The 13,592-nt window shown below is 42.4% G+C and carries 17 protein-coding genes and 1 pseudogene; 1 reads left to right on the top strand and 17 read right to left on the bottom strand.

Annotation, left to right across the window (positions count from 1 at the left end; genetic code table 11):
- Positions 1–26 precede the first annotated feature (26 nt).
- The gene (locus JO154_RS14980) at positions 27–1,229 is read left to right on the top strand and encodes a pyridoxal phosphate-dependent aminotransferase (RefSeq protein ID WP_291946864.1); all 1,203 of its coding nucleotides are present in this window, start codon (positions 27–29) and stop codon (positions 1,227–1,229) included.
- An 821-nt stretch (positions 1,230–2,050) separates the two neighbouring features.
- On the opposite strand, the gene carA is transcribed toward JO154_RS14980, so the two are convergent.
- The 17 genes and pseudogenes from carA to rpsH form a co-directional block, all read right to left on the bottom strand.
- Positions 2,051–3,163, bottom strand: coding sequence for a glutamine-hydrolyzing carbamoyl-phosphate synthase small subunit (gene carA / locus JO154_RS14985; RefSeq protein ID WP_291946866.1), 1,113 nt, complete (start codon positions 3,161–3,163; stop codon positions 2,051–2,053).
- 137 nt (positions 3,164–3,300) lie between these two features.
- A complete protein-coding gene (locus JO154_RS14990; protein ID WP_291946868.1) occupies positions 3,301–4,128 on the bottom strand; it encodes a zinc ribbon domain-containing protein in 828 nt (275 codons plus the stop codon).
- Positions 4,129–4,451: 323 nt separating this feature from the next.
- A pseudogene (rplQ, locus tag JO154_RS14995) lies at positions 4,452–4,802 on the bottom strand (50S ribosomal protein L17); the annotation flags it as partial.
- Between the two features lie 101 nt (positions 4,803–4,903).
- Positions 4,904–5,899, bottom strand: a complete 996-nt coding sequence (locus tag JO154_RS15000) for a DNA-directed RNA polymerase subunit alpha (RefSeq protein WP_111590163.1) — start codon at positions 5,897–5,899, stop codon at positions 4,904–4,906.
- 67 nt (positions 5,900–5,966) lie between these two features.
- Complete coding sequence (rpsD, locus tag JO154_RS15005) at positions 5,967–6,572, bottom strand: 30S ribosomal protein S4 (protein WP_291946872.1); 606 nt, start codon at positions 6,570–6,572, stop codon at positions 5,967–5,969.
- A gap of 155 nt (positions 6,573–6,727) precedes the next feature.
- The gene (rpsK, locus tag JO154_RS15010) at positions 6,728–7,129 is read right to left on the bottom strand and encodes a 30S ribosomal protein S11 (protein WP_073083840.1); all 402 of its coding nucleotides are present in this window, start codon (positions 7,127–7,129) and stop codon (positions 6,728–6,730) included.
- 112 nt (positions 7,130–7,241) lie between these two features.
- Positions 7,242–7,622, bottom strand: a complete 381-nt coding sequence (gene rpsM, locus JO154_RS15015; RefSeq protein ID WP_116976890.1) for a 30S ribosomal protein S13 — start codon at positions 7,620–7,622, stop codon at positions 7,242–7,244.
- A 62-nt stretch (positions 7,623–7,684) separates the two neighbouring features.
- On the bottom strand, positions 7,685–7,801 hold the full coding sequence (gene rpmJ, locus JO154_RS15020) for a 50S ribosomal protein L36 (protein ID WP_073083232.1): 117 nt from the start codon (positions 7,799–7,801) through the stop codon (positions 7,685–7,687).
- Positions 7,802–7,866: 65 nt separating this feature from the next.
- Positions 7,867–8,085: a translation initiation factor IF-1 gene (infA, locus tag JO154_RS15025; RefSeq protein WP_012789309.1), complete on the bottom strand. Its 219-nt coding sequence runs from the start codon at positions 8,083–8,085 to the stop codon at positions 7,867–7,869.
- Positions 8,086–8,233: 148 nt separating this feature from the next.
- Positions 8,234–9,034 (bottom strand): type I methionyl aminopeptidase, encoded by an 801-nt coding sequence (gene map, locus JO154_RS15030; protein ID WP_291946878.1) that lies wholly within the window; start codon positions 9,032–9,034, stop codon positions 8,234–8,236.
- Positions 9,035–9,139: 105 nt separating this feature from the next.
- Positions 9,140–10,483 carry a preprotein translocase subunit SecY gene (secY, locus tag JO154_RS15035; RefSeq protein ID WP_291946880.1) on the bottom strand — a complete coding sequence of 448 codons (1,344 nt, stop codon included), beginning with the start codon at positions 10,481–10,483 and terminating at the stop codon, positions 9,140–9,142.
- Between the two features lie 78 nt (positions 10,484–10,561).
- Positions 10,562–11,008 (bottom strand): 50S ribosomal protein L15, encoded by a 447-nt coding sequence (gene rplO / locus JO154_RS15040; protein ID WP_291946883.1) that lies wholly within the window; start codon positions 11,006–11,008, stop codon positions 10,562–10,564.
- Between the two features lie 121 nt (positions 11,009–11,129).
- Positions 11,130–11,315: a 50S ribosomal protein L30 gene (gene rpmD, locus JO154_RS15045; protein ID WP_291946885.1), complete on the bottom strand. Its 186-nt coding sequence runs from the start codon at positions 11,313–11,315 to the stop codon at positions 11,130–11,132.
- Between the two features lie 93 nt (positions 11,316–11,408).
- Positions 11,409–11,927: a 30S ribosomal protein S5 gene (gene rpsE / locus JO154_RS15050; protein ID WP_143307708.1), complete on the bottom strand. Its 519-nt coding sequence runs from the start codon at positions 11,925–11,927 to the stop codon at positions 11,409–11,411.
- Between the two features lie 52 nt (positions 11,928–11,979).
- Positions 11,980–12,333 (bottom strand): 50S ribosomal protein L18, encoded by a 354-nt coding sequence (gene rplR / locus JO154_RS15055; protein ID WP_291946889.1) that lies wholly within the window; start codon positions 12,331–12,333, stop codon positions 11,980–11,982.
- Positions 12,334–12,424: 91 nt separating this feature from the next.
- Entirely contained in the window at positions 12,425–12,979 is a 555-nt protein-coding gene (gene rplF, locus JO154_RS15060) for a 50S ribosomal protein L6 (protein WP_291946891.1), read from the bottom strand.
- Between the two features lie 129 nt (positions 12,980–13,108).
- On the bottom strand, positions 13,109–13,507 hold the full coding sequence (gene rpsH / locus JO154_RS15065) for a 30S ribosomal protein S8 (protein ID WP_291946893.1): 399 nt from the start codon (positions 13,505–13,507) through the stop codon (positions 13,109–13,111).
- Positions 13,508–13,592 lie beyond the last annotated feature (85 nt).

The raw sequence follows: 13,592 nt of genomic DNA on the forward strand, positions 1-13,592 counted from the left end.
CACTGCAAAAGAATCAAAACAATTTTATGCCTACCATTAGCCAGAGAGGTAAGCAAATGCCCTCCTCTCCCATCAGAAAACTTGTTCCATTTGCAGAAACTGCAAAGAAAAAAGGTGTGAAGGTTTACCACCTCAACATCGGTCAACCTGACATCGAAACACCAAAACCAATCTTGGACGCAGTTCGTCACTCCGAATTCAAGATCCTGGAATACAGCCATAGTGCCGGAAATGAAAGCTATCGCCGTAAACTGACGGAATATTACAAACGATTTGACATCGATGTAACACACAACCAGATCATCGTTACTACTGGCGGTTCCGAAGCCATTCTTTTTGCATTTATGGCCTGCTTGGATCCAGGAGACGAGATCATCGTTCCTGAGCCTTTCTACGCAAACTACAATGGTTTCGCAGTAGAAGCAGAAGTAAAAATCAAAACGATCACTGCTAATATCAGTACTGGCTTTGCCCTCCCAGCAATGGAAGATTTTGAAAAAGCCATTACTTCCCGCACCCGTGCAATTCTAATCTGTAACCCGAATAATCCAACTGGGTACCTCTACAGTAAAGAAGAAATGGAAGTACTGAAACAGTTGTGTCTGAAACATAACCTCTACCTCTTCTCGGATGAGGCTTACCGCGAGTTTTGCTATACCGGCAAACACTTCAGCGCTATGAACCTGGAAGGTTTGGATAACAACGTTATCATCATGGACACCATTTCTAAGCGTTACAGCGCTTGTGGTGGTCGTATTGGTGCATTCGTGACCAAAAACCAAGAGGTACTGGATGCCGCGATGAAATTTGCACAAGCTAGATTAAGTCCTCCTTCTTTCGCTCAAATCGCTGGCGAAGCTGCTGTGGATCTGCCTGCTGATTATTTCGATGGTATCAAAGCAGAATATCAGAGTCGCCGCGACCTACTGGTAAAAATGCTGAATGAAATTCCAGGGGTATTCTGCCCTAATCCAGGTGGTGCTTTCTATGCGATGGCACAGTTACCTATTGACGATTCCGATGTATTCTGTCAATGGATCCTGGAGCATTTCACGTATGAGGGTCAAACAGTTATGATGGCTCCAGCTACTGGTTTCTATGCTACGCCAGGACTCGGAAAAAATGAGGTAAGATTGGCTTATGTACTGAACCTGGAAGATATTCGTCATGCAATGGTCTGCCTGGCAGAAGCGCTGAAGGTATATCCTGGTCGTACTGAAATAAAATAATTACTTCTTGTTGCAGGAGGTGGAACTAAAAAATGAACGAGAAACAAATTATAATTAATTTAATATATTGTTTTTCGTACAAAACACACAAATTTTCAGATCCACCTCTTGCATTTTTCGCTTTTTGTTTTGTATATTTGGTACAGAAAGAACAAATAAGTCAAAAAATTACAACATAAAAATATTTACACATACGATAGGTTCTGCAATATCTAAACTTGTTTAAGAATTATTTAACCTGTAGAATTTTTAGAAACGTATTTTTGGTCCGACCTTTGAATCTCTTAATTTACAAGATTGAATTATCAGCAATCTGTAAAAAACAAAGTTTAACTAAAACGTTTTAGCAAAATATCGTATTTTTGTATCAGTTTTTCATAACGTGGAATTTATAAAGGCAAACGGCTCTGATCACAGAGCCGTATTTTTTTGTCCTAACTCCAAATTTCGTCCCGGAATTTTCCATTTTCGTAGCATTTCCTTATTAAATCGAAAAATTTACCCTCGTCTTTTCACTATTACACCTGATTTTTTTATAATATTGTTATGTAATAAAACGGCGGAACATTCCCATGCTTTGCATGGTGATATTTTCGTTTGTTTTCATAACGTGGAATTTTAAAATGCAACGGTCCCGACTCTTCGGGACCGTCTCTATTTATGGTATCCCTACTCCCACTCCTTTTTCGCGCGCGCCTATGGCGCGCGCGAAAAAGGGATCTCCGTTCATGCCGAAGGCATAAACGGAGATCCCCAAAAATAGAAATCCCACTACTCTGCAGTAGTGGGACTCATGATTTATATTAAAAACAACCGAAGTCTTACTTCATGTTAGCTTTAATCATCGTAAAGAAGTCATCGAACAGATAACGGCTATCGTGTGGACCAGGAGTAGACTCCGGATGGTACTGTACAGAGAATGCCGGTTTGTTCTTGATGCGGATACCTTCCACGGTATTATCGTTCAGGTTGATGTGTGTCACTTCCACATTAGGATTTGCTTCCACCGCTTTAGCATCTACTGCGAAACCATGGTTCTGAGTAGTGATTTCACACAGACCAGTTTTCAGGTTTTTCACCGGATGGTTCAGACCGCGGTGACCGTGGTGCATTTTGTAAGTAGGAATGTCGTGCGCCAGAGCCAGCAACTGATGACCCAAACAAATACCGAATAATGGTCTTTCTGCAGCCAGGATCTGTTTAACAGTGTCGATTGCATACTTCAGTGGAGCTGGATCACCAGGACCGTTAGAAATGAAGTAAGCATGTGGCTGGAAAGTTTCGGTTTCTTCGAATTTGGAATCTGTTGGGAATACTTTCAGGTAAGCACCTTTTTCAGACAGGCATTTCAGCATGTTACGCTTAACACCGTTGTCCATAACCGCGATGCGGATAGGCGCTTCAGGATCACCAATAGTGTAAGATTCTTTGGTGCTCACTTCCTGGCTCAGTGCCAAACCTTCCATGGATGGAACTTTTGCCAATTCTTCCTTCAGTTTTTCCACATCCAGAATTTCAGAAGAAATGATGCAGTTCATAGCTCCTTTGCTGCGGATGTGTGTAACCAGGGCGCGGGTGTCTACATCATAGATTGCTACCAGGTTGTTATCGGTCAGGAACTTTTCCAGGGACTCATCGGCCATTTTCCTAGAATAGTTGTACGCGATATTTTTAGCGATCAGACCACTGATCTTCACACTGCTACTTTCCACATCGTCGGTTTTAGTACCGTAGTTACCGATGTAGCAGTTGTTCATAATCAGCACCTGTCCTTTGTAGGAAGGGTCTGTAAACACTTCCTGGTAACCCGTCATACCGGTATTGAAAGCTAATTCACCGGCAGCAGTGCCAATTTTCCCAAAAGCTTTTCCCTGAAAAACCGTACCGTCTTCTAACAGCAGTATGGCAGGTTGGATGGTTCTCGTCTGAGGCATTTCTGGTATCTGTCTTTGTTTTATTTTTAAAAAAAACCTTCGTGAGCTTGGGCCCAGGAAGGTTCGGATAAAAAACCGTGCAAAGTTATGAAAAGCAACGGTTAAATACAGATTTTTTTTGCCTCAGTTTTGGAAGGTTATTTAATTTTAACAGATTTCAATACTCTCCTAGCCACTTCTTGGCCATTTGGATCATCGTCACGGTAGTTGATATGTATCTGCCAACGGCTTTTTCCTCTGACAATTACAAGATTAGAATAGCCCAGTCGGATAGCCCCTTTATATAAATAAGTACCTTCTTCCAAGGAACCTGGGAGTCCGGAGATGAGAACCGGCACTGGAGTTGTCTGGATATCAGTGAGTTCTGTATTATTTTTTAAATCATTTCGGGAGACAGCCTCTGCACCTTCCAATGTATTCCCTATACTATCCGAATAAGTGTGCATACTTACAGCGATTTGTACGCCGCCCCCATCTTCATTACGAAAACTTTTGGCATAAGTAATTTTACCAGCATCTTCTGGCTTTACAGGCTCATCGTGTACCCATAGCTTTAGCGGGGTGCTAATGGTCATTGGCTGACGGCCGATAGTAGCAGTAGTCCAGTTGGCGAAAAGGGTAGATTTCGGCACTTTAGGATATAATAACGAGTATACAGCTCTTTTACCGAAGAGCGTACCGGCCGTAGCAATACAAACAAACAGCAAGGTAAAGAAGATGATTACTTTTCCTCTATTCTGTGGCATGGTTTGTTGCTTCATCCAGGCGCCAAAAATGTTCTTTTTAGGGGCTTTGATGGTTACGCCTACTGTTTCTCGAAACTCTTCAAAACTGGCCATGGGGTGTGCTTGTCGCCAATCTGAAAAGGTATTGGGTAGCTTTTTCCCACAAGCTTCGCAAAAAGTCTGGTATTCCGATTTGACAGGATTAGGATGTTTACAGCTAGAACAAAGGAGGTGTTTCATAGGTCTGGTATGGTTATGGGCAGCGTCGGCTGGCAGTATAAATATACTAATAATTATAAATATATATAATTTATTATTTGTAGAGAAAGCGTATCGGGAGACGAAGTTTCGGGAGATGATATGGTTCTTGGCAATAAAAAAGCCTCGCGGGTTGCGCGAGGCTTTTTAAATATTGTAATCTAAAGAATAAATTACTCAGCTGATTCAACTGGGGTTTCAGCAGCAGCTTCACCTTCAGCTTTTTTCTTAGCACCACCAGCGCGGCGAGTTTTCTTAGCAGGAGCTTTATCAGCTTCAGCTGTTTTACCGTAGATTTCGTTGAAGTCAACGAGTTCGATCATCGCTACTTCAGCGTTATCACCAACACGTTTACCCAGTTTAATGATACGGGTGTAACCACCTGGACGGTTAGCGATTTTTTCGCTGATAGTACCGAACAGTTCTTTGATGGCCTCTTTGTCTTGCAGATAGCTGAACACGATTCTACGGTTGTGGGTAGAGTCGTTTTTACCTCTGGTCAGCATTGGCTCAATATACACGCGCAGTGCTTTCGCTTTAGCGAGGGTAGTAGTGATACGTTTGTGGCTGATCAGTTCGCAAGCCAGATTAGACATCAGGGCTTTACGGTGGGAAGCAGTTCTGCTTAATTTGTTTAATTTAACTCCGTGACGCATGACATTTTGTTTTACCCCCTGCACCGTGTCAGGAATTGCAGGGTACTTTTATTAGAAATAAGAATCCCCTTCACACTTTTGGTGAAAAGGGGATATAAAGATTATTCTTCGTCGAGTTTCAGTTTGGACAGATCCATACCGAAGTGCAGACCTCTTTCGCCCAGTACTTGTTCGATTTCGCTCAAAGATTTCTGACCGAAGTTTCTGAATTTCATCAGTTCTTCCTGTTCGTACTGAACCAGTTCGCTCAGGGAGTTGATTTTCGCTGCTTTCAGACAGTTGAATGCACGTACGGACAGATCGAGATCTTCCAGTGGTGTTTTCAGAATCTTACGCAGTTGCAGTGTTTGTTCGTCCACTACATCTTCTTTTTCAGCGTCTTTGGTATCAAAACTGATGTTCTCATCGGTGATGATCATCAGGTGCTGAATCAGGATGCGGGAAGCTTGTTTCACTGCTTCTTCAGGATGAATAGTACCGTCGGTAACAACCTCCATGATCAGTTTCTCATAGTCGGTCTTTTGTTCCACACGGGTATTTTCTATGCTATATTTTACGTTTTTGATTGGCGTAAAGATAGAGTCAATAGCGATGTAGCCAAACACTGCATCTTTAGGTTTGTTCTCTTCAGCAGCAACGTAACCACGGCCTTTACCGATAGTCAGTTCGATATCCATCTTAGCAGAAGGATCGAGCGTGCAGATGAGCAGTTCCGGGTTCATGATCTGGAAAGAGCTGGTAGCTTTTTCGATCATATCCGCACGGAATTCTGTTTTACCTTTGATCGACAGCGTGATCTTTTCGTTCGTTACATCATTCTCAGAGATTCTCTTGAAACGAACCTGTTTCAGGTTCAGGATAATCTCAGTAACGTCTTCAGTAACACCTTTCAGCGTAGCGAACTCATGATCTGCTCCTTCAATCTTGATACCCACAATGGCATAGCCCTCCAAAGAAGACAACAGCACGCGACGCAACGCATTACCGATAGTCACAGCATAACCTGGTTCTAATGGTCGGAATTCGAATTGAGCTTCAAAGTCGGTAGACTTCTGCAATACGATCTTATCAGGTTTCTGGAAATTTAAAATTGCCATTGATATGATAGATTTATGAGTTTAAATATGAAATTAGTCCATGACCTCGGCCATGGACTACTCTTTATTACTTAGAATACAATTCCACAATCAGTTGTTCCTTGATATTCTCAGGAACGCTCTCTCTCTCAGGATAAGCAATGAAAGTACCTTTCATTTCTTTCTCGTTCCAATCCAACCAGCTGAATTTTGGATTTTTACCACGGATAACGCTGGTTAAAGCGGTATTGTTGGCGGTTTTGTTCTTGATGGAAACAATGTCTCCTGGTTTCAGTTGGAAAGATGGAGTGTTAACGATGATACCGTTAACAGTGATGTGTTTGTGAGACACGAGCTGACGAGCAGCAGGGCGGGAAGGCGCGATACCCAGACGGAACACGGTGTTGTCCAGACGAGCTTCCAGTAATTTGATCAATACCTCACCAGTTACACCTTTTCTACGGTTAGCTTCGTCAAACAGGTTGCGGAACTGACGCTCCAGTACACCGTAAGTGTATTTTGCTTTCTGTTTTTCTCTCAACTGCAGGGCGTATTCACCTAATTGTTTACGTTTGCGGTTTGCACCATGCTGACCCGGAGGGTTGCTGTTTTTACCTAAATACTTGCCATTGCCGAGAATGGGCTCACCAAAAATTCTGGAAATTTTGGTCTTTGGTCCTGTGTACCTTGCCATAATTGAATATAATAAAGATTTTTTAGTTAATGATGTATGCTCTTCAAAAAATCTAAAAACCTGATCATACACCCATTTTATAATAATAAACTACAAAGTCCAGACACCAGTCAGTTGTATCCTGACCAGTATCTGGAATCTGTAATTATATATACCTACACTCTTCTTTTCTTAGGAGGACGGCAACCGTTGTGTGGTAAAGGAGTAACGTCTTTAATCATGCTCACTTCGATACCAGAATTTGCAATCGCACGGATAGCGCTCTCACGACCAGCACCCGGGCCTTTTACAAATACGTCTGCTCTTTTCAGACCGGCGTCCATAGCAACTTTAGCAGCATCCTGTGCAGCCAGCTGAGCTGCATATGGAGTGTTCTTTTTAGAACCTCTGAAGCCCATTTTACCAGCAGAAGACCAGGAGATAACCTGACCGTGTTTGTTGGTGATGCTTACAATGATATTGTTAAAGCTAGCAGAGATATGAACATCTCCGTAGTTATCTACTTTTACTACCCTCTTTTTATTAGCAGCAGTTTTTGTATTAGTTGCTTTTGCCATAATTATATTAAATTCCAAATATGAAATCCAGATCCCAAATTAACACGACTATCTCTGTCAATTGAAACCCCCTGAACTCGGAATTCGGGATTTCAACCTGGGATTTTATTTATTATTTCTTAGTTGCTTTTTTCTTACCAGCTACTGTCTTACGTTTACCCTTACGAGTACGGCTGTTAGTACGTGTACGCTGACCTCTTACCGGTAAGCCTTTCCTGTGACGCAGACCACGGTAGCAAGCGATATCCAGCAGACGCTTGATATTCATTTGTACTTCGGAACGCAGTTGACCCTCTACCTTAAACTCGCCGTTGATAATGTTACGGATGGCAGCTTGATCATCGTCATTCCAATCCTTCACTTTTTTATTTACATCAATTTCCGCCTTGTTCAGGATATATTGGGCGGAAGAACGGCCTATACCGAAAATATAGGTGAGGCCAATTTCTCCTCTTTTATTTTTAGGAAGATCTATACCGGCTATACGTGCCATATTTCTATTTTAGATTTTATATGATTCTGATTAAAAAATCAAATTCCGTCAAGTTCCAGAAATTAACCCTGACGTTGTTTGAAGCGAGGGTTCTTTTTGTTGATTACCAACAGAACACCTTTTCTACGAACTATTTTACAATCCGCACTTCTTTTTTTGATTGCAGCTCTTACCTTCATGAGTAATTATTTATAAAAGGTTATATTTTTAAATTATAGTTTCCAGCCCGACAAATACCAATCTCTTACTTGTATCTGAAAATTATACGGCCTCTCGATAAATCGTACGGGCTCATCTCAACCCCCACCTTATCTCCTGGCAGAATGCGGATATAGTGCATTCTCATCTTTCCAGAAATGGTGGCCAGAATCTCATGCCCGTTTTCCAGTTTTACACGGAACATAGCGTTCGATAAGGCTTCTAATATAATTCCATCCTGCTTAATGAGTGCCTGTTTTGCCATAAAAATTTTTAGGACTGCAAAGATAGCATTTATCTTTTGAATTAGAAAAATTTCCCCGGATTATTCTTAATATTATTGCCGGTTTATATTAATTCCTGCCTCTTCGCCTTTAAATATGATTAATTATAAATAGATAGCTCCCTTATAATTAATAGTTTGTATTCAATTCCGGATTATTCTTCTCTGCCTTTTCGATGTCGGTATAGCTGGACAAAATATCCGCTTTTCCCTTTCCTACAGCTACGGTATGCTCAAAATGTACAGAGGGACTGTTGTCTCTCGTTACTACTGTCCAACCGTCTTCCAGGTATTCTACATCTTTTGAGCGCAGGTTGATCATAGGTTCAATGGCAATTACCAGTCCTTCTTTCATCACCGGACCACTGCCACGTTTACCATAGTTTGGCACTTGTGGATCTTCGTGCAGATTACGACCAAGGCCATGACCTACCAATTCCCTTACTACGCCATAACCTCTCTCCTTCTCGGTATATTCCTGGATAGCGTAAGAGATATCACCAACACGGTTACCTACGATAGCCTTCTCAATACCTTTGTAGAGCGATGCTTTGGTAGCACCCATCAGTCGCAGTACATTTTCAGCCACGTTTCCGATGGCGAACGTGTAGGCGCTGTCGGCATGAAAACCATTCATATACACACCGCAATCCACGGTAATGATATCACCGTCTTTCAGCACGTATTTATTCGGAATACCGTGTACTACTGCCTCATTTACAGAGATGCAGCAGGCAGCCGGGAAACCTTTGTAATTCTTAAAAGAAGGCGTTCCACCGTTTTCAACAATGTATCTGTCAGCCACCGCGTCTACATCCAGCGTAGTCATGCCTGGTTTGATGGACTTGGCCACTTCGGCCAGGGCAGCGCTCAACAGCAGGGCACTTTTACGGATGAGTTCGATCTCTTCTTTTGTCTTATAATGAATCATAACAATCTTTTTCTTACCTGACAGTTAAATAACATAGCCACTAAAGCATAGGTGTATGCTTCTGTGGCTATGTTTATTTCTAATGCCCTAAGGGCAGCATAATGCTTATGCGTTTGCCGGAGCAGTTCTGCCTTTGATACGGCCGGTGCTCATCAGACCATCGTAATGGCGCATGAGGAGCTGGCTTTCGATTTGTTGCAGGGTATCCAGGATAACACCCACCATAATCAGGAGGGAAGTACCTCCGAAGAAGGTAGCAAAGTTACTGTTAATTCTGAATGCGGCTGCAACACCTGGCAGGATACCTACCAGTGCCAGGAAGAATGCACCAGGCAGGGTAATACGGTCCATTACAGCGCCGATATAATCAGCAGTAGCTGTACCTGGTTTAATGCCAGGGATGAAACCGTTGTTGCGTTTCATTTCATCCGCCATTTGGGTAGGGTTGAAAATCAGCGCAGTATAGAAATAAGTAAATACAATCACTAAAATACCGTAGATCAGGTTATACCAACTGTTAGTATGATCAGAGAAGATACGAACAAAGCCGGAAGCGCTTTCTGAAGAAGTCGCGAAACCGATAACGGTGGCAGGAATAAACATAATAGCCTGAGCGAAGATGATCGGCATTACACCGGCAGCATTCACTTTCAGTGGGATGAACTGGCGTACGCCACCATATTGTTTATTACCTACAATGCGTTTTGCGTAGTTAACCGGTATTTTGCGGGTACCTTGTACCAGCAGAATCAATCCTACCGTAATCAGGATGAAGATTGCGATCTCAATCAAGAAGAGGATAGGACCACCGCCGCCGCCTTCTACTTTCGTAGAGAACTCAGCAATGATAGCCTGAGGTAGACGAGCAAGGATACCCATCATGATGATGATGGAAGTACCATTACCGATACCTTTATCTGTGATTTTCTCACCAAGCCACATCACGAACATAGTACCAGCTGTGAGGACGATGGTGGTAGATAACCAGAAGAAGAAGGTGCCATATTCAGGAATAATAGCGCCACCGGACTGGTTACGCAGGTAAGCCACATAAGCGCTCGCCTGGAATCCAGTTACTATAACTGTGAGAATACGGGTGTATTGGTTGATCTTTTTGCGGCCGCTTTCTCCTTCTTTCTGCAATTTCTGAAAATAGGGTACTGCTATAGTTAACAACTGAATAGCAATAGATGCAGAAATGTAAGGCATAATACCTAACGCGAAGATGGAAGCTCTTGAAAACGATCCACCCGCAAACATATTAAACAGCCCCAGAATCCCCTGGTTAGAACTCTTGGAAAAGTTGGAGAGGGCGTTGGCATCAATACCAGGTAACGTAATATAAGATCCTACACGGTAAATGAGGACCAGGAGCAGGGTGGTTAAGATGCGGTTACGCAGATCCTCAATACTCCAGATATTCTTAATCGTTTCGATAAATTTCTTCACAGGAAGATAAAGGTTTAATAGCGCTATTAAATATGAAAAGACGCACTACTCCGTAGGCGTCTCCTCAGTCGTAAAGTCTTATACCAGTTCTACTGAACCACCTGCACTTTCGATGGCCTGTTTAGCTTTTTCGCTGATAGCGTTCACCTTAACAGTCACCTTACCTTTCAGTTCACCGTTAGCCAGGATCTTAACTTTAGCAGTTCTGTTGATCAGACCATTCATGAACAGGGTATCCAGGTTAAATTCCTGCAGACCATATTTCTCAACTAATTGGTCCATCTGGCCCAGGTTGAAGATTTGGTATTCTTCGCGGTTATTATTTTTAAAGCCACGTTTAGGCATACGGCGCTGGATAGGCATCTGACCTCCTTCGAAGCCTCTCTTGCTGGAGTAACCAGCGCGAGATTGAATACCTTTGTTACCTTTTGTAGAGGTACCACCTTTACCGGAAGCCTCACCACGACCCAGACGTTTCTCTTTATGTACGGAGCCTTGAGCAGGCTGTAACGAATGCAGATTCATAATCTAATTTTTTTTACTTACGCGGAAATTAACCGCTCGCTTTAAATGTAAAATATCTATTGTAAAGTTGCAAATGTAAATGTAAGATTATCAACAGACAATCCCACAGCAGTGTTACGGATTAACCGTTTACTTCTTCAACTTTAACCAGATGGTTCACTTTGGTAACCATACCCAGGATCTGAGGAGTAGCCTCAACTTCTACAGAAGCGTGCATTTTAGTCAATCCCAGAGCCTTCAAGGTCAGTTTCTGCCTTTCAGGACGGTCGATACCACTTTTCACCTGAGTGATTTTGATCTTTGCCATAAATCCCTATCCGCTGAAAGCGGAGTAATTTAATTGTTAATAAAATATGTTCCGATATTCCGGGTTAAACCGGTTCTCCTTGCGGAGAACAGATTAACCGTTGAATACTTTCTTCAGAGAAACAGTTCTGGTTTTAGCTACGCTAACTGGTTCACGCAGGAGACCCAGAGCTTTGAAAGTAGCTTTTACCACGTTATGTGGGTTAGCAGAACCTAAAGATTTAGCCAGTACGTCGGTAACGCCAGCGCTTTCCAGCACAGCACGCATAGAACCACCAGCGATCACACCAGTACCATGAGCAGCAGGTTTGATCAATACTTTGGCAGCACCTTCTTTTGCGAACTGATCATGAGGAATAGTACCGTGCATAACAGGAACTTTAATCAGGTTCTTCTTAGCATCGTCTATACCTTTAGTGATAGCTTGCTGTACTTCTTTAGCTTTACCAAGACCATGACCTACCACGCCGTTTTCGTTACCTACAACAACCAGCGCGGAGAAACTGAAAGTACGACCGCCTTTGGTGGTTTTAGTAACACGGTTGATCGCCACAACTTTCTCTTTCAGTTCCAGGTCACCGGCTTTTACTTTATTGAATGAATTCTTTGCCATTTTATTTTATAAGAATTACTTGTTCAGAATTATAAAAATTCGGACCCTGTTATTAAAACTGGAGACCGCCTTCTCTTGCTCCGTCAGCTACGGCTTTAATACGACCGTGATATAAATAACCACTTCTGTCAAATACGCATGTAGTCAGGCCCAGTGCAGTAGCTTTAGTAGCCAGTGCAGCACCTACCATTTTGGATTTTTCAGATTTAGTACCTTTCTGCGCTTTGATATCTTTATCGCGAGATGAAGCGGAAGCCAGGGTAGTACCGTTGGTATCATCGATCAGTTGCACATAGATGTCGCTGTTACTGCGGAATACAGATAATCTTGGATTCTGAGCGGTACCAGAGATTTTCTTACGGATGCGGTAACGGATCTTCTGTCTCCTGTTAACTTTTGTGCTCATTGTGAGTTGTTTTTTATAACCCCGATGCTGCCGGGATTTTGTTAAAATCAGCTAACCAGCCATTTTCAACTGGTTAGCTAACTTAAATATTTTATTTACCTGCTGACTTACCAGCTTTTTTACGTACAACTTCGTCGCTGTAGCGTACACCTTTACCTTTGTAAGGCTCTGGTTTACGGAGGCTGCGGAGTTTAGCGGCAACCTGACCAAGTAATTGTTTGTCGATACCTTCCAGCATGATCTTAGGGTTCTGACCTTTTTCAGTCAAGGTAGAAACTTTCAGTTCTTGAGGAATTTCGAATACGATATTGTGAGAGTAACCCAGGGCCAGATCCAGTAACTGTCCGGAGTGAGCAGCTTTATAACCCACACCCACCAGTTCCAGTTGTTTCTTATAACCTTCAGTTACACCAGTTACCATGTTTTGCAACAGTGCGCGGTACAGACCGTGCAGTGCTTTGTGGCGGATCTGGTCAGTAGGACGGATAACGTTTACAACGCCGTCAGCTACTTCAACTTTGATATCTCTATCAATAGTTTTTTTCAGTTCGCCTTTAGGACCTTTTACAGTCACTTCGTTAGCTGCGGAAACAGATACTGTAACGCCGGCAGCCAGTTTGATAGGAGCTCTACCTATACGAGACATAACTTTAATTTTAAAGTTGTTAGTGATATAGTACCGATTATCTGTTTTCAGCGCCGTATAGTGAGCTTAGATGGCAGATAATCTACGTAAGTTTAGCGGTTGGAGACCAACCGCTAAACAAAGAATTTATTAATAGATGTGGCAAACAACTTCACCACCTACGTTCTGAGCTTTAGCTTCTTTATCAGTCATTACTCCTTTAGAAGTAGAGATGATAGCGATACCTAAACCATTTTTAACGCGTTTGAACTCTTCAGGTTTTGCGTATTGACGCAGACCTGGACGGCTAATGCGGTGCAGTTCTTTGATAGCGGGTTCTTTGGTTTGAAGATCGTATTTCAGCGCGATTTTGATAACGCCCTGTTTGTTGTCTTCTTCGAATTTGTACTTCAGGATATAACCTTTATCGTACAGAATTTCTGTAATACGTTTTTTCAGCTTTGAAGCCGGAATTTCCACGATCCTGTGGGTGGCCATTTGCGCGTTCCGGATTCTAGTCAGGAAGTCTGCTATTGGATCAGTAACCATTGTTTAAATAGTTTGATGATGTTTTACAATGCGATATCCAATCAGTATAAGATGGGAATCAAATAACTAAAGGGGAAGCAGGGAA

It is taken from the genome of Chitinophaga sp. (genome assembly GCF_019236475.1).
Classification (GTDB): domain Bacteria; phylum Bacteroidota; class Bacteroidia; order Chitinophagales; family Chitinophagaceae; genus Chitinophaga.